The sequence below is a fragment of the Streptomyces mayteni genome, from assembly GCF_054783955.1.
In genome coordinates this window covers 29,313-47,244 of the sequence record NZ_BAAGPR010000012.1, presented here as the reverse complement: position 1 = coordinate 47,244, position 17,932 = coordinate 29,313, and the positions used below count along the sequence as shown (strand labels likewise).

Here is a 17,932-nt window from a genome sequence, read left to right as displayed (position 1 = left end):
GGTGCGCTTCGGCAAGGCCGCACGGCGCCGGCGGCTGCGCCGCGTGGGCGCGACCGGCGACGCTGAACCCGCAGACGATCGACGGCCCATCACGGTACTTCCCGCGGAGCGCCAAGCACCGCCTGAGGGCCGCGCTCGGCGCGGACGAAGGCGGGGAACTCGTCGGGCGCGCAGCTCACCTCGTGCCAGCCTGGCCCGGTGAGCGTGGGGCAGCCGAGCAGCCCGACCCACTCCCCGGCGGGCAGGTAGAGGGCGCGCCGGCCGCCCGGCGCGAGCAGTGGGGCCACCAGCACGTCGGGGCCCAGCAGGTACTGGAGGTCGGCGTCCCTGGCCTCGCGGTCGCCAGGGAAGGCCAGCGGCATCGGCCGCATCAGCGGCAGCCCGTTCGCCGCCTCGGCGATGTAGCGGACGAGCCGGTGGCGGAGCCGGCAGGCCGCGATGGCGGCCGAGCGGTACGGCTCGGGGTAGGCGGTGGGTTCGCGGCGGCCCATGCCGTGGAACCGCATGATCGGCGAGAACGCCGCCCACTGCGCCCACCGCCCGTACAGCTCGGGGTCGACGTCGGCGAACACGGCGTCCGGCTCCATCGCCTTCCGCAGCCCCTCGGCCTGCTGGAAGGAGGCCGGGGTCCAGTAGCCGCCGGCGTCGTAGGTGACCATGGAGAACCCGCTCAGCGACATGGAGAGCACGGCGCGCAGCGTGGAGACGAGGCCGCTCCAGGTGGAGGGCATGTCGCCGGCCCAGTGCGCCGGGTCGCGCTGCGATCCCGCGGTGCCGGAGCGGGCGATGGGCACGAAGTCGCCGTCCAGTGCCTCGTCGCCGGCCTCGCGGACCACGTCCTGGTAGAGCAGGCCGTAGGAGTTGCGGCGCTCGGGTCCCGTGCTGCCGTCGGCGAAGATCGCGTCGTCGGCGATCTCCTCGCCGAAGTCGGTGAGCAGCGCCGAGTTGCCCTCCTCGCGGAAGGTGGCGACCAGCCGTTCGCGCCACCAGGCGCGGGCCGCCGGGTTGGTGAAGTCGACGGGCAGGTTGTCCGGGTTGTCGGAGGTGGCGGCGGGGCTGCCGTCGGCGCGGTGCACGAGGTAGCCCTGCTCGGTGAGCCGGTCGGCGAGCGGGGTGCCGCGCAGCACGTACGGGTTGATCCACAGGCTGGTGCGCACGCCGCGGTCGGCGAGCGCCCTGGTCCAGCCGGCGGGGAACCGGCGGCGGTCGGGTCCCGCGGTCCAGGAGGAGGCGTCGAGGACGTTCTCGTCGAGCCACTCGTCGACGTGGATGACGTCGACCGGGCAGCCGGCGGCGGTCAGTTCGTCGACGGTGCGGACCATCTCGTCGGCGGTGAAGTAGGAGGAGCGGCTCATCCACACGCCGAAGGCCCAGTCGGGCAGCCGGCGGGGCTGCCCGGTGAGGGCGCGGTAGCGGTCGAGGATGGCGGGGGCGTCGCCGCTGAGCAGGAAGAGGTCGAGGTCGTCGCCCGCGATGTGGAAGCTGGCGGCCTCGGCGTGGGTGGCGCCGATGTCGGCGTCCACCGGCTCGCCGGTGTGCGCGAAGATGCCCCAGCCGGCGTCGGACCAGAGCAGCGGCACGTTGAGGTAGGCGGAGTCGCGGCCGGCGGCCCGGTTCTCCTCGATGTTGCGCAGCCTGCGGTGCCGGCCGCGCAGGTTGATGCCCTGGTAGCTCTCGCCGCCGCCGTAGACGGCCGCGTCGGGGGCGAGGTGGATGGTCTCCACCCAGGCGGCGGGGCGCTCGGCGGTCGCCGGGCGGTAGCCGGCCTGGAAGGGGAGGGTGGCGCCCTCGGCCTCGGAGAAGCGTTCGAAGGTGCCGAAGCGCAGGGCCTGGGGGGCGCCCTCGCCGCTCTCCACGGCGTCCGGGTCGCCGCTCTCCCAGAACGCCTCGACGCCCGGGCCCGTGATGGCGGTGCCGCCCGCCACCCGGCGCAGCGTGGCCCGCCGGTCGGGGAGGGCGAGCAGCACGGAGTCGGAGGCGCGGTGGTGTGGGAGCGGCCTGGCCAGTCGCAGGCGCAGCACGCCGTCCACGGGGACGCTGCAGGCCAGGTCCATGGTCCGCCCTGAACCCAGGGTGATCCGCAGCAGGCCGTCGCCGCCGGGCGCCGGCTCGGCCGCGACATAGGGATCGGTGCCCAGTTCCATCTCGGCTCGCCCTCCGTCCTGACCGTGGCCGCGCGGTTCGTGCGGCCAGCCGGGCCCGGGTACCCGCCCGAAACTCGGGCAAACGGCTCAAGACGACGCGCCGGCCGGCCGATCACACAAGGTGACGGCCGGACCACGCCCGGACCTCGGATGGGGGCGACATGTTGATCGAACTGCTGCTACTGCTCGTGGCGTTGCTGCTGACGCTGGCCTGCGCGGTGTTCGTGGCCGCCGAGTTCTCCCTGACCACGGTGGAGCGCGGCGATCTGGAGCGGGCCGCGGCGGCCGGTGAGCCGGGGGCCGCCGGGGTGGTGAAGGCGGTGCGGCGGCTGACGTTCCAGCTGTCCGGGGCGCAGCTCGGGATCACGGTGACGTCGCTGGTGATCGGGATGCTCTCCGAGCCGTCGCTCGCCAGGCTGCTGCGCGGGCCGCTGCGGTCCGCAGGGGTGCCGGGCTCGACGGCGTCCACGCTGGCGGTGGCGCTCGGCGTGGCGCTGTCCACCGTGGTGCTGATGGTGGTGGGCGAGCTGATGCCGAAGAACTGGGCGATCACCCACCCGCGGCGGGTGGCGCGGACGGTGGCGCCGCTGCTGTGGGGCTTCACGGCGGCGTTCGGGCCGCTGATCCGGCATCTGAACGAGGAGGCGAACCGGATCGTCCGCTGGTTCGGCCTGGAGCCGACCGAGGAGCTGGCCTCGGCGCGCACCCCGCAGGAGCTGGTGGCGCTGGCCCGGCACTCGGCGGCCGAGGGGGTGCTGCCCTCGGACTCGGCCGAGCTGTTCGTGCGCACCCTGCACCTGGGCGAGCTGACGGCGCAGAGCGTGATGACGCCGCGGGTCGGGGTGCACGCGCTGCGGCGGACGGCGAGCGCGGCCGACGCGGCGAACCTGACGTCGGCCACCGGCCTTTCGCGGTTCCCGGTGTACGACGAGGGCCTGGACGACGTGGTGGGGATGGTGCACATCAAGGACGTGCTGGCGGTGGACGAGGCGCGGCGCTCGCTGGTGCCGGTCGCCGAGCTGGCGACGGAGGCGCCGCTGGTGCCGGCCAGCCTGCCGGTGGACCGGCTGTTGGAGCGGCTGCGCGGGCGGCGGTCGATGGCGGTGGTGGTGGACGAGTACGGCGGCACGGCCGGGGTGGTGACGCTGGAGGACATCGTGGAGGAGGTGGTCGGCGAGGTGCGCGACGAGCACGACCCGGAGGAGGTGCCCGAGCTGGCCGGGGCGGGGCCCGGGGTGTGGGAGGCGGGCGGCGGCGCGCGGATCGACCAGCTGACGGCGGTCGGTCTCGCCCTGCCTGAGGGGCCCTACGAGACGGTGGCCGGCCTGGTGGCCACGGCACTCGGCCGGATCCCGGCGGCCGGCGACCAGGTGGAGCTGGCGGGCTGGCGGCTCGACGTGCTGGCCGTCGAGCGGCATCGGGCGGCGCGGGTGCGGATCACCGCCCCGCCCGAGCGGGAAGCCGATCCTGGCGCGGGGGTGTCGCGATGACGTTCTGGCAACTGACGCTCGGCGCGCTGACGTTGGTGACCAACGCGTTCTTCGTGGGCGCCGAGTTCGCGCTGATCTCGGTGCGCCGCGACCAGATCGAGCCGCGGGCCGAGGCGGGCGAGCGCGGCGCCCGCACCGTGCTGTGGGCGCTGCGGCACCTGTCGGCGATGATGGCGACCGCGCAGCTCGGCATCACCGCGTCCTCGCTGGTGCTCGGCGCCGTGGCGGAGCCGGCGATGGCGCACCTGTTGGAGCCGCTGTTCCGGGTGGTCCACGTGCCGCACGGCCTGGTGCATCCGATCGCCTTCGCGATCGCGCTCGCGGTGGCGACGTATCTGCACATGCTGGTGGGCGAGATGGTGCCCAAGAACATCGCGCTGGCGGCGCCCGAGCGCACCGCGCTGCTGCTCGGCCCGCCGCTGGTGGGCCTGACCAGGGCGCTGCGGCCGGTGATCTTCGGGATCAACGAGCTGGCGAACGTGCTGCTGCGGCTGGTACGGGTGACGCCCCGGGACGAGGTGGCCTCGGTGTTCACGGACGACGAGCTGGTGCGGCTGGTGCAGGATTCCAGCGAGGCCGGTCTCCTGGCCGCCGAGGAGAGTGAACGGCTGCGGGACGCGCTGGAGTTGGGCACCAGGACGGTGGCGGAGATCGTGGTGCCGGTGGCGCGGATGGTGACCGTCGACCATCTGGTGACGCCGCGCCAGTTGGAGCGGGTGGCGGCCTCCTCCGGCTACTCGCGGTTCCCGGTGACGGGTCCAGGCAACACGGTGCTCGGCTATCTGCACGTCAAGGACGCGCTGGGCGCCGCGGACCGGCACCGGCCCTTCCCGCGGGACGCGACGCATCCGGTGGTGCAGATCCGGCTCGACACCCCGCTGGACGACGCGTTGACGGCGATGCGCCGGGCGGTCACCCACCTGGCGGCGGTGGTGAGCGCCAGGGGGCGGCTGCTGGGCTTCGTGACCATGGAGGACGTGCTGGTGGAGCTGGTCGGCCCGACGGCCGAGTGACGCTCAGTCGGTGGCGTCGTGGTGGTGGCGGCGGCCCTCCGGGCGTTCGGCGAAGTCGGGGTGGTGCAGGTCGAAGGCGGGCGACTCGGAGCGGATCCTGGGCAGTTCGGTGAAGTTGTGCCGGGGCGGCGGGCAGGAGGTGGCCCACTCCAGGGAGCGGCCGAAGCCCCACGGGTCGTCGGTGTCGACCCGTGGGGCGTGCCTGGCGGTCTGCCAGACGTTGAGGAGGAACGGCAGGGTGGAGAGGCCGAGCAGGAAGGCGCCGATGGTGGAGATGGTGTTGAGGGTGGTGAAGCCGTCGGCGGCCAGGTAGTCGGCGATGCGGCGCGGCATGCCCTCGACGCCCAGCCAGTGGTGGACGAGGAAGGTGCCGTGGAAGCCGACGAACAGGGTCCAGAAGTGGATCCGGCCCAGGCGTTCGTCGAGCATCCGGCCGGTCCACTTGGGCCACCAGAAGTGGAAGCCGGCGAACATCGCGAACACCACGGTGCCGAAGACCACGTAGTGGAAGTGGCCGACCACGAAGTAGCTGTCGGTGACGTGGAAGTCGAGCGGCGGCGAGGCCAGGATGACGCCGGTGAGGCCGCCGAAGAGGAAGGTGACGAGGAAGCCGATCGACCAGAGCATCGGGGTCTCGAAGCTGAGCGAGCCCCGCCACATGGTGCCGATCCAGTTGAAGAACTTGACGCCGGTGGGCACGGCGATGAGGAACGAGAGACCGGAGAAGAACGGCAGCAGCACCGCGCCGGTGGCGAACATGTGGTGCGCCCAGACCGTCATGGAGAGGCCGGCGATGGCGATGGTGGCGCCGATCAGGCCGAGGTAGCCGAAGATCGGCTTGCGGCTGAAGACCGGGATGATCTCGGTGACGATGCCGAAGAACGGCAGCGCGATGATGTAGACCTCGGGGTGGCCGAAGAACCAGAAGAGGTGCTGCCACAGCAGCGCGCCGCCGTTGGCCGGGTCGAAGACGTGGGCGCCGAAGACCCGGTCGGCCGCGAGGCAGAACAGGGCGCCGGCGAACACCGGGAAGGCCAGCAACACCATCACGCTGGTGAGCAGGATGTTCCAGACGAAGATCGGCATCCGGAACATGGTCAGCCCCGGCGCGCGCATGCAGACGATGGTGGTGATGAAGTTGACGGCGCCGAAGATGGTGCCGAAGCCGGAGAGCGCCAGGCCCATGACCCACATGTCGGGGCCGAGCCCCGGCGAGCGCACGGCGTCGTTGAGGGGCGCGTAGGCGAACCAGCCGAAGCTGGCCGCGCCGGCCGGGGTGAGGAGCGAGCCGATCACCAGCAGGCCGCCGAAGAGGTAGAACCAGTAGGCGAGCGCGTTCAGCCGGGGGAAGGCCACGTCGGGGGCGCCGAGCTGGAGCGGCATGATCCAGTTGGCGAAGCCGGCGAAGAGCGGGGTGGCGAAGAGCAGCATCATGATCGTGCCGTGCAGGGTGAACGCCTGGTTGAACTGCTCGGCGGTCACGAGTTGCAGTCCCGGCCTGGCGAGCTCGGCGCGCATCACCATGGCGAGGGAGCCGGCCAGCAGGAAGAAGAGGAACGCCGTGACCAGGTACAGGGTGCCGATCTGTTTGTGATCGGTGGTGGTCACCCAGGACACCAGGATCCGACCGGGGCCACGGCGTCTCGGCGCGTGCTCCGCGGCCCGTGTGTCCGTCAGCGTCGCCATGGACCGTCCCTTCGCTGTCACGGCCTGTCCGCGGCTTGTTGTATCACGGTAAGAGATTGCTCGAACACAATGTGTCATCTTCCGAGATGTGCCGGCGGGGGTTAGCGGGCAGACTGAGGTCAGCGGCCTCTTCCGTGGCGAGCACAGGGAGACGCACCATGAACACACCCGCACAACCCCGAAAACGGCGCCATCCCCACGATGACGCCCCCGACACCAGCCGGGAGTTCGCGCGCATCGCGAAGCTGCCGCCCTGCGCCGAGCGGGACGAGCTGTGCCGTGACGTGGTGCGGGCCTGGATCCCGATGGCGGACCGGTTGGCGCGCACCTTCCGGGACCGCGGCGAGTCGCTCGAGGACCTGGAGCAGGTCGCCGCGCTCGGCCTGGTGAAGGCGGTGCACCGGTACGACCCGGACCGCGGCCGGCCCTTCGAGAGCTACGCGGTGCCCACGATCGTGGGCGAGGTGAAGCGGCACTTCCGCGACCACCTGTGGGGGCTGCACGTGCCGCGGCGCACCCAGGAGCTGCGGAACCAGGTGCGGGCGTCCACTCGCCAGCTCAGCTACCGGCTGGACGACCGGGGGCCGAGCGTGTCGCAGATCGCCGAGCACAGCGGCCTGACCGAGGACGAGGTCAGGACGGGCATGGAGGCGCTGGAGAGCTACAGCACGCTGTCGTTGAACGCGGAACTTCCTGGTTCGGACGGCGACTACTCGCTGCTCGACACGCTGGGCGAGCCGGAGCCGGGCTTCGACCGGGTGGTGGACCGGGAGTCGGTCAGGGATCCGCTGCGGGCCCTGCCGGAGCGGGAGCGGCACATCCTCTACCTGCGCTACTTCCACGGCATGACGCAGAGCGGGATCGCCCACCAGCTCGGCATCTCGCAGATGCACGTCTCGCGGCTGCTGAGCCGCGCCTGCGAGCGGATCAGGGCCGAGGTCGAGGACGCGGAGCACACCGAGGCGGCCGACCCGGCGCCCGCTCCGGCGCCGGCTCGGGCCCCGGACTCCGCGCGGCCTGGCTAGCGACCGGGAGGGGCAGGAGGGAGGGGCCGGCCCCGGGCACCGTTCCGGTCCCCGGGGCCGGCCCGGTGTCTGAGCAGCCGCGGCAGCACCCCCCAGAGCGCGCCGCAGAGCAGGAAGGCGCAGCCGCCGGCGATGATCCCGGCCGTGCGGCTGACCACCACGCTCACCACCAGCAGCATCGCGCCGGTGAACGAGAGCGCGAGCACGACGAGTCCGGCGGCGGCGAGCCGGGCCGAGACGACCACCAGCAGCCGTTTGGCGCCGCGTTGGAAGAGCGCGCGGTGGACCGCGGCGGGGGCGGTGAACAGGGCGGTGGCGCAGAGCGCGAGCGCCAGGGTGGTGACGTAGGTGGCGCGTTCGAAGTCGTCGAGGTCGGTGAAGCGCTCGGTGAACGCGAGCGTGAGCAGGAACGCGAAGAGGATCTGCACCCCGGTCTGCGTCACGCGCAGTTCCTGGAGCAGTTCGACGAAGTTTCGGTCGGCCCGTTCCTCCGGGGTCTCGTGGCGTGCGGCTGGCCGTGACATGTCGGCCATCCTGCCCCGCGGCGGACCGCCGGTTCACGCAGGCGCGGCGGTCTCCGCCGGCGTCTCCCCGTGCGTCTCCGCGTGCCGCGCCGTGGGCACCACGACGACGTCCCGGCCGGCCGCCCTGAACTCCTCGACGACGTGCGGCGGCGCGCCGTCGTCGGTGACCAGCGTCCAGTCCCCCTCGAGCCTGGCCCAGGCGCGGAAGGGGCGGTGGCCCAGCTTGGCGGCGTGGGTCAGCACGTAGACCCGGCGGGAGCGGCGGGCCATCAGCTCCTTGAGCCTGGTCTGTTCGAGCTCGGCCTCGCACAGGCCGCCGTCGCTGGTGACGCCGTCGGCGCCGAGGAAGGCGACGTCGAAGCTCATCCGCTCCAACGCGGCCTCGGCCAGCGGCCCGACGAAGGCGTCGCTCAGCGCGCGCAGCCGCCCGCCGAGGCACAGCGTGGTGACGTCGTCCCGGTGTTGCACGTGGTGGAGCACCGGCAGGCTGGCGGTGGTGACCGTCAACGAGGCCTCGGGCGGCAGGGCGCGGGCCACCAGGGCCACGGTGGTGCCGGCGTCGAGCAGCAGGGACTGCCCGACCTCGACGCGTTCCGCGGCCCAGCGGGCGATGGCCCGCTTCGGCTCGAACGCCTCGCTGTCGCGCTGGTCGAGCGACGCCTCGCCGCGGTGCGGGACGGCGATGGCGCCGCCGTAGGTGCGGGCGAGCCGGCCGCTCGCGCTGAGCTGGGTGAGGTCGCGGCGGATGGTGGAGGCCGTGACGCCGAAGCGGGCGGCCAACTCCTCGACGCTCGCGAGGCCGGCGTCCGTCGCGAGGCTGATGATCTGCTCCCGCCGCTCGCGGGACCTGAGCGTGCCGCGACTGCCTGGGGTTGCCATCCGACCGACCGTCCTCGCTCTCTCGGCCCCCTCGGGGGCGTGCGCGTGGGCGCGTGGGCCCGACTCTAGCCAGCCGTGCGCGAAACACGCCACTTCCGGTGCGCGCTCGACGCACCGGCCGCGCGTTCCCACCCGTCCCAGGGACGACTTCGTGCACCACCCCTGTACGACCGGGCCGTTCGACGGCAGGTTGATCGGAGTCCCGCGGCGCGGCGGGACAGGAACTCGGAGGTGGCTCCATGACAACCAGCGACAGCGGGCCCGGAACCAGAACCGACGTACAGAAGGCCCTGTTGGGCCACGCGACCTACCGCAGCCTCGGCGAACAGCGGCTCACGCCGGCCGAGGAGCGGTTCGAACGGGCCAGGCGGACCACAGGACTGTGGCTGGCGCCGCTGGTGGCCGTGGTCTTCCTGGCGCTGCCGCTCGACATGGCGCCCAGCCAGCAGACCCTCGCCGGGCTGCTGCTCGGCGTGGTGGTGCTGTGGGTGACGGAACCGGTGCCGATCCCGGTGGGCGGGCTGATCGGGGTGGGCTGCATCGTGCTGTTCGGGGTGGTGCCGGCGAACGACGCGCTGGCGCCGTTCGGCTCGTCGACGGTCTTCACCTTCATCGGGGCGTTCATCCTCGCCCAGGCGATGCTCAAGCACGGCCTGGCCAGGCGGTTCGCGTTCCGCATCCTGGCGCTGCCCGGCGTCGGCCGGTCCACGGTCGGCGTGATCGTGGCGTTCGGCGGGATCACCTGCGTGCTGTCCGCCTTCGTGTCCAACACGGCGACGGTGGCGATGCTGCTGCCGACCGCCCTCGGCATCCTGACGGTGATCGCCAAGCTGCTCCAGGACCGCGGTCTGGTGGAGCCGGACTTCGACCCGACGCGGCTGCGGGTGGGCGCGGCGCTGGTGCTGATGCTGGCGTACGGCGCGAGCGTGGGCGGGCTGCTGACGCCGGTGGGCTCGCCGCCGAACCTGATCGGGCGGGGCCTGATCGAGGAGGCGACGGGTGAACGGATCTCGTTCGCCCAGTGGATGGCGACGGCGCTGCCGATCTGCGCGCTGATGTTCGTGGTGCTTGCCGTGGTGCTGCTGTTGGTCAACCGGCCCGAGATCCGCCGGATCGAGGGCATCGAGGAGTACGTGGCTGAGCAGCGCGCCGAGCTGGGGCGGCTGTCCAGGGCGGAGTGGAACACGCTCATCGCCTTCGGGATCACGGTGGTGCTGTGGATCACGCCGGGCGTGGTGGCGCTGGTCGCGGGCACCGACTCCTCGGTGTACGAGACGGTAAGCGGCCGGCTCAACGAGGGGATCGTGGCGGTGCTCGGCGCCTCGCTGCTGTTCCTGCTGCCGACGAACTTCGCCCGCCGGGAGGCGACGCTCAACTGGAGCGACGCGGCGCGGATCGACTGGGGCACCATCGTGCTGTTCGGCACCGGGATCATCTTCGGCTCGCTGCTCGAGTCCACCGGTCTTGCGCTGACCATCGGCACGGAGGCCAACGACGCGCTGGGGATGACCAGCCTGTTCTGGATCACCGCCTTCTCGGCGGCGCTGGCGATCCTGGTGTCGGAGACCACGAGCAACACGGCGTCGGCCGCGGTGGTGGTGCCGATCGTGCTGCCGATCGCGATGGCGGCGGACGTCGACCCGTTCGTGCCGGCGCTGGCGGCGACGTTCGCCGCGTCGTTCGGGTTCATGCTGCCGGTCTCGACGCCGCAGAACGCCATCGCCTACGGCTCGGGCGTGGTGCCGATCACCACGATGATCCGCTCCGGCTTCACCTTCGACGTGCTGGGCGCGGTGATCATCATCCTGGGCCTGCCGCTGATGGTGGCGGTCACCGGCGTCGGAGGTTAGGGCCCGTCCCGGGGCCGGTCGGGGGCCGCGCCGCCGCAGGACTCCCTGACGATCAGCGTGGGCCACAACTGGAGGCGGTGTACCGGGCGTTCGCCGGTGTCGGCGAGGCGGGCCAGCGCCAGCTCGGCGGCCAGCGCGCCGAGCCGGTGCTTCTGCGGGCGGACGGCGGTCAGCGGCGGGTCGGAGGCGGCGGCGACCTCGTCGTCGTAGGAGACGACGGCCAACTCCTCCGGCACCCGAAGACCCAGGTCGCGGGCGCGCTCGACCATGCCGATGGCCTCGCGGTCGGAGTGGACGAGCAGCGCCCGCACGCCGCGTTCCCGGCAGCGGGCCAGCACCTCGTCGTAGGCGTCGACCCAGCCGGCGGTGCCGTAGGTGGGCACGTCGATGTCCAGGTGGCCGTGCGGCGGCAGGTCGAGGGAGGCGGTGGCCTCCCGCCAACCGGCGCGCAGCGCCCGGCTGGTGGGGCTGGACCGGGAGGTGATCAGGGCGATCAGCCGGTGCCCGAGGGTCACCAGGTGGCGCACGGCGAGACCGGCGCCCAGGGCGTGCGCGGTGGTGGCGGCGTCCAGCGCCAGGGTGGGCAGCGCGGGCGGCGGCAGCCGCTCCACCAGCACCACCGGGATCGGCAACCCGCCGAGCCAGCGCAGCAGTTCGAGCCCGGCGGCGCCGGCGGTCGCGGGCGCGGCCAGCAGCGTCTGGACGCCGCGGTCGAGCAGCGCGCCGACCTGGCGGCGGTCGTCGGCCGGGTCGTAGCTCGAGGCGCGCATCACGAGGCGGCCGCCCTCGGCGGCGACGGCGGCCTGGGCGCCCTTGATCACCTCGGGCCAGTAGTAGTCGACCGAGGGCACCACCATGCCGACGAAGACGGCGGGCGGCCCGCTCCTGCCCGGTTCGCCGAGGCCGCGGTAGGGCAGCGTGATGCCGCCGTGCACCCGGCGCACCAGGCCGCGGTCGGCGAGCGCGGTGACGTCCCGCCGCACCGTGACGGCGGAGACGCCGAGCCGGCGCACGAGTTCGGAGAGCCGCACGGTCCCGGAGCTCCGGACGGCGGCCAGGATGCGCTCCTGCCGCTCCCAGGCGAGCCCGCCGGTGCCGCCGGCGCCGTCCGCCACCCCCACCACCACCTTCGCTTCTGATCGATTCTGATCGATTCAGTTCCGAATGATTGACCACGAACTATCGCACAGGTTGAAGTGTCCGGCACCACTCCCAACGGGCGGAGTGGGCGTCAGGAGAGATCAAGGGGGATCAACCAATGGCGCTTCACACCGGCTGGTCGCGGCGCGCCCTGTTGCGCGCCTCGGCCGGCGCCGCGGCGCTCGCCGCGGGTGGTACCGCGCTCTCCGGCTGTTCGTCACGCACGACCGCCTCGGGTGCCACCCGGGTCACCATCTGGTCGTGGATGACCGGCATGGACCAGTACGTGGCCGCCTTCAACGCCGCCCAGCGGGACGTGCACGTCGAACTCAACGTGATCGCCGGCGGCCTGTCCGGCGGCTACGCCCAGCAGACCAACGCCATCCGCGCGCACAACGCGCCCGACATCCTGCACGTCGAGTACCAGGGCCTGATCCAACTCCTGGCCACCGGCGGCCTGCGCGAGATCACCGACGACGTCGCCGACCTGGCCGACGGCTACTCCCCCGCCGCCTGGCGCGCGGTGCGCCCCGACGGCCGCACCTGGGCCGTGCCGATGGACCTGGCGCCGATGGCCTTCTACTACCGCAAGGACCTCTTCGACCAGCACGGCATCGCGGCGCCGCGCACCTGGGACGAGTTCGCCGCCGCCGCCGAGGCGGTCAGGGCGGCGGACCCGGCAGCCAGGATCACCACCTTCCCCCTCAACGACGGCTCGTTCTTCGCCGGCATGTGCTGGGGCGCGGGACAGCCCTGGTGGCGGATCGAGGGCGACACCTGGGTGGTGGACGTCGCGAGCGAGGGCACCCTGCGGACCGCCGGCTACTGGCAGGACCTGATCGCCGCCGACCTGGTCGGCTCGGGCGGCACCGGCACCCAGGACTGGATCGCCGGCATGCACGAGGGCCGGCTCTGGGGGCTGCTCGGCGCCGCCTGGAGCGTCGGCACGCTCAAGCGGTCGATACCCGACGACACCGGGCGTTGGGCCGTCGTCACCATGCCGACCTGGGACGGCGAGCCGGCCAACGGGATGCAGGGCGGCAGCGCGTTCTCGGTGTCGGAGGAGAGCCCGGTCCCCGAGGCCGCGGTGACCTTCCTGCGCTGGCTCTGCGCCGGCCCCGACTACCCGCGCATCGGCGCCACCTTCACCTCGCCCTTCCCCGCCTACCTGCCCAACCGCGAGATCGCCCGCGAGATCCTCCCCGACGACTTCTTCGTCGGCGACCCCGTCTTCGACGTGCTCGACGTGGCCGGCGACCGGGTCCCCGAGTGGACCTGGGGCCCCAACGCGCTCGGCCTGTTCTCCACCGTCGCCGACTCCCTCGGCCCGGTGCCCACCGGCGGCACCACCATCCCCGACGCCGTCCGCCGGGTGCAGCGCGCCGCCGTCTCCGAGATGCGCGGCCGCGGCCTCTCGGTCCGCGAGGGGAGCCCCGCATGACCGTCCTCGCCCCCACCGACAGCGACCCCGGAACCGACCGGGCGTCCGGCAGCCGCGCGCCACGCCGCCGCAGGACCTCGCCGGCCACCCTGCTCCTCGTCGCTCCCTTCGCGCTGCTGCTCACCGGCACCGTGCTGGTGCCGATCGGCTACGCCCTCTACCTCAGCCTGTTCACCGAGCGCCTCTCCGGGCTCGGCTTCGAGGGCCCGCGCGACGTGTTCGTCTGGCTGGAGAACTACGGCGACGTGCTCACCGACGCCGCCTTCCACGACGGCGTGCTCAACGTCGCCGCCTACGCGCTGCTCCACATCCCGCTGATGCTCGGCGGCGCGCTGCTGCTCGCCCTGCTGCTCGACGGCGCCACCGTCCGGCTCCGCCAGTTCTGGTCGCTCGCCGTCTTCCTGCCCTACGCCGTGCCAGGCGTGATCGCGGTCCTCATCTGGACCTACCTCTACAGCCCCAACATCGGCCCGCTCAACGACGTGCTGCCCTGGGACCCGCTGGGCAGCTCGGGCGTGCTGCCGTCCATCGTCAACATGGCCACCTGGCAGTGGATGGGCTACAACATGATCATCTTCTACACCGCGCTGCGCACCGTGCCGCGCGAGGTGCTGGAGTCCGCCCGGGTGGACGGCGCGGGGCCGGTGCGCACCGCCCTCGGCATCAAGGTCCCGATGATCAGGCCCACCGTGTTCGTCGCCCTGGTCTTCACCGTCATCGGCTCGCTCCAGCTCTTCACCGAGCCCCTGGTGATGCGCAACTTCACCGGCTCGGTCACCAGCACCTGGACCCCCAGCCTCTACGTCTACGAGGCCGCGTTCATCAGCAACGACTACGGCCGGGCCGCCGCCGCCTCACTGCTCCTCGCCGTCGCCTCCGCCCTGCTCTCGGCGCTGGTGATGCGCCTCTCCGCCCGGAGGTCTCGATGAGAACGTCGTCCTCGTCCCGCTGGATGTCCCGGGGCGCCGTGCACACCCTGCTCGGGATCGCCGCGCTCTACAGCGTGCTGCCGCTGATCTGGCTGCTCACCTCCGCCACCAAGTCCGTCGGCGACTTCTCCACCACCGGCGCCTTCGAGCTGGGCGACTGGAACCTCTGGACCAACCTGGGCGACCTGTTCGCCGAGGAGGACGGCGTCTTCCTCTCCTGGGTGCGCAACTCCCTGCTCTACGCCGGACTCGGCTCGGTGCTCGGCGCGTTGATCTGCGCCGCCTGCGGATACGCCATCGCCAAGCTCGACTTCCCCGGGCGCCGCGCCCTGTTCGCCGTCACCCTGGCCGGGGTGCTGGTGCCCACCACGGCGCTCGCCCTGCCGCTCTACCTGCTCGCCTCCGAGCTGCGGGTGGTCAACACCTTCTGGGCGGTGTTCATCCCGCTGCTCACCAACCCCTTCGGCGTCTACCTGGCCCGCGCCTACGCCGAGGCCGCGGTGCCCGACGAGGTGCTGGAGGCCGCCAGGATGGACGGCTCGAACGAGCTGCGCACCTTCTTCACCATCGCGCTGCCCATGATGCGCCCCGGCGTGGTGACCATCCTGCTCTTCCAGTTCGTGGGCATCTGGAACAACTTCTTCCTCCCCCTCGTCATGCTGACCGACCCCGACCTGTTCCCGATGACCCTCGGCCTCTTCCAGTGGAGCGCGCGCGTGAGCCAGTTCCCGCAGTACACCCCCCTCGTCGTGGCAGGCTCGCTGCTCGCCGTCGTCCCGCTGCTGCTGGCGTTCGTGGTGCTGCAACGCCAGTGGCGGTCGGGACTCGCCGCCGGGAGCGTCAAGTGACGCCACGCCGCCCCGAGACCCTGCTGGTGATGGACGCCGGCTGGCTCGGCACCCTGTTCGGCGACGCCGAGCTCGCCCGGCTGCGCGAGCTGGCCACCGTCCACGAGCCGCTGGCGGCCCACGAGTTGGACTCGCCCGCCGCCCGCCGCCGGCTCGCCACCGCCGAGGTGCTGCTGACGTCCTGGGGCTGCCCGCTCCTCGACGAGCGGGTGCTGGCGGCGGCGCCCCGGCTGCGCGCGGTGCTGCACGCCGCCGGCACCGTGCGGCTCCACGTCACCGACGCCGTGTTCGACCGCGGCGTGCTGGTCACCACGGCCGCCGACGCCAACGCCGAGCCCGTCGCCCAGTACACGCTGGCCGCGGTGCTCTGGGCGTTCAAGAAGGTGCCGTTCCTGGCCGCCGAGGCCCGCAGGTTCCGCACCGACTGGAGCTACCGGGAGGCGCACGGCGAACTGACCGGCCGGGACCGCACGGTGGTGCTGGTCGGCTTCTCCCGGATCGGCCGCCGGGTCACCGAGCTGCTGGTGCGGCTCGGCCTCGGCCGGGTGCTGGTGGTCGACCCGGTCGCCGACCCGGCGGCCATCGCGGCCGCCGGCGCCGAACCCGCCACCCTCGCCGACGCGTTGCCGCAGGCCGACGTGCTCAGCCTGCACGCGCCCTCGCTCCCGGAGACCCACCACCTGATCGGCGCCGCCGAACTCGCCGCGCTGCCGCCGAACGCGGTGCTGATCAACACCGCGCGCGGCGCGCTGGTCGACACCGCGGCGCTCGAACACGCCTGCGCCGCCGGCGCGTTGCACGCCGTCCTGGACGTCACCGAACCCGAGCCGCTGCCCGACGCCTCGCCGCTCTACGACCTGCCCAACGTCGTGCTCACCCCGCACATCGCCGGCTCGCTCGGCTCCGAGACCCGCCGGATGACCGCCGCCGCGCTCGACGAACTCGACCGCTACGCACGGGGGTTGCCGCCGCTCGACCCGGTCACCCGGGAGTCCCTGGCGGTGCAGGCGTGATCCCTCTCCCACCCCAGGACCCGGCGCTCTCCCCGCACACCGGCTGGACCAGGGCGCACTGGGCCGCGCACGCCGACCGGATGCTGGCCGCCCTCGACCCGTACCGCTCGCCTGGGCTGGCCCGCGTCGACCTGCCGGGCCCGGCCAGCGGCCACGGCCGCGACTCGGACGGCCTGGAGGGCTTCGCCCGCTCCTTCCTGCTGGCCGGCTTCCGGATCGCCGGCGAACGCGGCGCCGGCCAGGCCGCGTTGCTCGAACGCTACGCGGCCGGCCTGACCGCCGGCACCGACCCGCGCTCCCCCGAGTACTGGCCGCGCCCCGACCGGCTCGGCCAGGCCAAGGTCGAGGCGGCGTCCATCGCGCTGATCCTCCAACTCACCAGGCCCTGGCTCTGGGACGCGCTGGACGACGGGGTCCGCGAGCGGACCGTCGACTGGCTCGCCACCGTCGTCGGCCAGCCCTACCCGCCGATCAACTGGGTGTGGTTCCGGATCGTCGTGGAGTCCTTCCTCCGCGAGGTCGGCGGCCCCTGGTCGGCCGCCGACGTGGAGGCCGACCTGGCCGTCCACGCCGCGCTCCGCCGGCCGGCCGGCTGGCTCTCGGACGGCGCGGACGAACGGGCCTACGACCACTACACCGGCTGGGCGCTGCACCTCTACCCGCTGCTGTGGACCGAGCTGTTCGACGTCACCGGATCGCTCTGCCCGCCCGCGCTGCGCGAGCGGTGGGCGGCCGACCTCGCCCGCTACCTGGCGGACGCCGTCCGGCTGCTCGGCGCGGACGGCTCGCCGCTGCTCCAGGGCCGCAGCCTGATCTACCGGTTCGCCGCCGCGGCGCCGTTCTGGACCGCGGCCCTGACCGGCGTGGACGCGCTGCCGCCCGGGCAGTTGCGGCGCGCCGCGAGCGGGGTCCTGCGGCACTTCGCCGAGCACCAAGCGCCGGACGGCGAGCGGGGGTTGCTCTCCATCGGCTGGCACCACCCGTGGCCGGCGATGCGGCAGGCGTACTCGGGGCCAGGATCGCCCTACTGGGCGGCCAAGGGCATGCTCGGCCTCGCCCTGCCCGCCGACCACCCCGTGTGGACGGCGCGCGAGGAGCCGCTGCCGATCGAGACCGGCGACACGGCCCGGGTGGTCGCGGCCCCCGGCTGGCTGGTCTCGGCCCGCCGCGACACCGGCGTGGCGCTGCTGCTCAACCACGGCACCGACCACGCGACGCCTGGCGCCACCGGCACCGACGCCCCGCTCTACGCCAGGCTCGGCTACTCGACGGCCACCGTGCCGCCGCTCGCCGGGCCGGCGGCCGAGGACCCCCTGGACAACGCGGTGGTGCTGCTCGACCACGCCGGCCGCCCGAGCCACCGCTCCGGGTTCACCACCCACTACGCCGGGGAGCTGCCAGGCGGCGTGCTGGCGGCGGCCTCCGGCGGCCAGGTCCGCTGGGTGGACGCCGGCGCCGACGAAAGCCCCGACCACGGCTCGGGACGCGTCGGGCAGGTGACCCCCGGCCCGGTGCTCACCGTCGCCTCGGTGCTGCGCGACGGCGTCGAGGTCCGGCTGGCGCGGATCACCGGCTCCGCCGCCTCGTGCCGCGAACTGCGGCTCGGCGGCTGGCCCCTGACGGCCGACGAGCCGCCGGAGACGGCGGCAGGACAGGCCGTCGGCGGCGGGCTGCGCTCCACGGTGCGGAGCCTGCGCGGCCTCGACAGGTCGGGCGTCACACCGTTGACGGACGTGACGCCGCTCGGCCGCCACACGGCGGTGCCGTGGCTGGCCACCGAGGGGCCGCCGCGGGCGGGCGAGGTGGTGGCCGCGCTGGTCGTCCTCGACCGGCCGGACACCGAACCGCCCGCCGCCCCCGAGATCACCGTCGGACCGGACGACGAGGTGACCCTGCGCTGGCCGGACGGGCTCACCGCCCGGGTACCACTGCCGGGCTGACCGGGCCCCG

At 73.4% G+C, this 17,932-nt stretch carries 14 protein-coding genes; 9 read left to right on the top strand and 5 right to left on the bottom strand.

The window, feature by feature from the left end; translation table 11 throughout:
- Window positions 1-89 precede the first annotated feature (89 nt).
- On the bottom strand, window positions 90-2,144 hold the full coding sequence (locus ACYVPE_RS08300) for a glycoside hydrolase family 31 protein (RefSeq protein ID WP_461032783.1): 2,055 nt from the start codon (window positions 2,142-2,144) through the stop codon (window positions 90-92).
- A 164-nt stretch (window positions 2,145-2,308) separates the two neighbouring features.
- Between ACYVPE_RS08300 and ACYVPE_RS08295 the strand changes: the two genes are divergently transcribed.
- Both ACYVPE_RS08295 and ACYVPE_RS08290 read left to right on the top strand, forming a co-directional pair.
- Window positions 2,309-3,634, top strand: coding sequence for a hemolysin family protein (locus ACYVPE_RS08295; protein WP_461032850.1), 1,326 nt, complete (start codon window positions 2,309-2,311; stop codon window positions 3,632-3,634).
- On the top strand, window positions 3,631-4,647 hold the full coding sequence (locus ACYVPE_RS08290; RefSeq protein WP_461032782.1) for a hemolysin family protein: 1,017 nt from the start codon (window positions 3,631-3,633) through the stop codon (window positions 4,645-4,647). Before ACYVPE_RS08295 ends, ACYVPE_RS08290 begins: the two co-directional genes overlap by 4 nt.
- A gap of 3 nt (window positions 4,648-4,650) precedes the next feature.
- On the opposite strand, the gene ctaD is transcribed toward ACYVPE_RS08290, so the two are convergent.
- Complete coding sequence (gene ctaD / locus ACYVPE_RS08285) at window positions 4,651-6,333, bottom strand: aa3-type cytochrome oxidase subunit I (protein ID WP_461032781.1); 1,683 nt, start codon at window positions 6,331-6,333, stop codon at window positions 4,651-4,653.
- 158 nt (window positions 6,334-6,491) lie between these two features.
- Between ctaD and ACYVPE_RS08280 the strand changes: the two genes are divergently transcribed.
- Window positions 6,492-7,358, top strand: coding sequence for a SigB/SigF/SigG family RNA polymerase sigma factor (locus ACYVPE_RS08280; RefSeq protein WP_461032780.1), 867 nt, complete (start codon window positions 6,492-6,494; stop codon window positions 7,356-7,358).
- Here ACYVPE_RS08280 and ACYVPE_RS08275 read toward each other — a convergent pair.
- Together ACYVPE_RS08275 and ACYVPE_RS08270 are read right to left on the bottom strand one after the other, a co-directional pair.
- A complete protein-coding gene (locus tag ACYVPE_RS08275; protein WP_461032779.1) occupies window positions 7,355-7,891 on the bottom strand; it encodes a DUF6328 family protein in 537 nt (178 codons plus the stop codon). The two genes, ACYVPE_RS08280 and ACYVPE_RS08275, sit on opposite strands and share 4 nt — an antisense overlap.
- Before the next feature lie 24 nt (window positions 7,892-7,915).
- Window positions 7,916-8,761 carry a DeoR/GlpR family DNA-binding transcription regulator gene (locus tag ACYVPE_RS08270; protein WP_461032778.1) on the bottom strand — a complete coding sequence of 282 codons (846 nt, stop codon included), beginning with the start codon at window positions 8,759-8,761 and terminating at the stop codon, window positions 7,916-7,918.
- 239 nt (window positions 8,762-9,000) lie between these two features.
- Between ACYVPE_RS08270 and ACYVPE_RS08265 the strand changes: the two genes are divergently transcribed.
- The gene (locus tag ACYVPE_RS08265; RefSeq protein ID WP_461032777.1) at window positions 9,001-10,611 is read left to right on the top strand and encodes an SLC13 family permease; all 1,611 of its coding nucleotides are present in this window, start codon (window positions 9,001-9,003) and stop codon (window positions 10,609-10,611) included.
- On the opposite strand, the gene ACYVPE_RS08260 is transcribed toward ACYVPE_RS08265, so the two are convergent.
- On the bottom strand, window positions 10,608-11,726 hold the full coding sequence (locus ACYVPE_RS08260; protein ID WP_461032776.1) for a substrate-binding domain-containing protein: 1,119 nt from the start codon (window positions 11,724-11,726) through the stop codon (window positions 10,608-10,610). The two genes, ACYVPE_RS08265 and ACYVPE_RS08260, sit on opposite strands and share 4 nt — an antisense overlap.
- A gap of 143 nt (window positions 11,727-11,869) precedes the next feature.
- Between ACYVPE_RS08260 and ACYVPE_RS08255 the strand changes: the two genes are divergently transcribed.
- From ACYVPE_RS08255 to ACYVPE_RS08235, 5 genes are read left to right on the top strand one after another with little or no spacing between them, the layout of a single operon-like run.
- A complete protein-coding gene (locus ACYVPE_RS08255) occupies window positions 11,870-13,192 on the top strand; it encodes an ABC transporter substrate-binding protein (protein ID WP_461032775.1) in 1,323 nt (440 codons plus the stop codon).
- Window positions 13,189-14,121, top strand: coding sequence for a carbohydrate ABC transporter permease (locus ACYVPE_RS08250; RefSeq protein WP_461032774.1), 933 nt, complete (start codon window positions 13,189-13,191; stop codon window positions 14,119-14,121). Before ACYVPE_RS08255 ends, ACYVPE_RS08250 begins: the two co-directional genes overlap by 4 nt.
- Window positions 14,118-14,969 (top strand): carbohydrate ABC transporter permease, encoded by an 852-nt coding sequence (locus ACYVPE_RS08245; protein WP_461032773.1) that lies wholly within the window; start codon window positions 14,118-14,120, stop codon window positions 14,967-14,969. Before ACYVPE_RS08250 ends, ACYVPE_RS08245 begins: the two co-directional genes overlap by 4 nt.
- Before the next feature lie 29 nt (window positions 14,970-14,998).
- Window positions 14,999-15,982 (top strand): hydroxyacid dehydrogenase, encoded by a 984-nt coding sequence (locus ACYVPE_RS08240; RefSeq protein WP_461032849.1) that lies wholly within the window; start codon window positions 14,999-15,001, stop codon window positions 15,980-15,982.
- Window positions 15,979-17,922, top strand: a complete 1,944-nt coding sequence (locus tag ACYVPE_RS08235; RefSeq protein ID WP_461032772.1) for a DUF2264 domain-containing protein — start codon at window positions 15,979-15,981, stop codon at window positions 17,920-17,922. The genes ACYVPE_RS08240 and ACYVPE_RS08235 overlap by 4 nt, the downstream gene beginning before the upstream one ends.
- Window positions 17,923-17,932 lie beyond the last annotated feature (10 nt).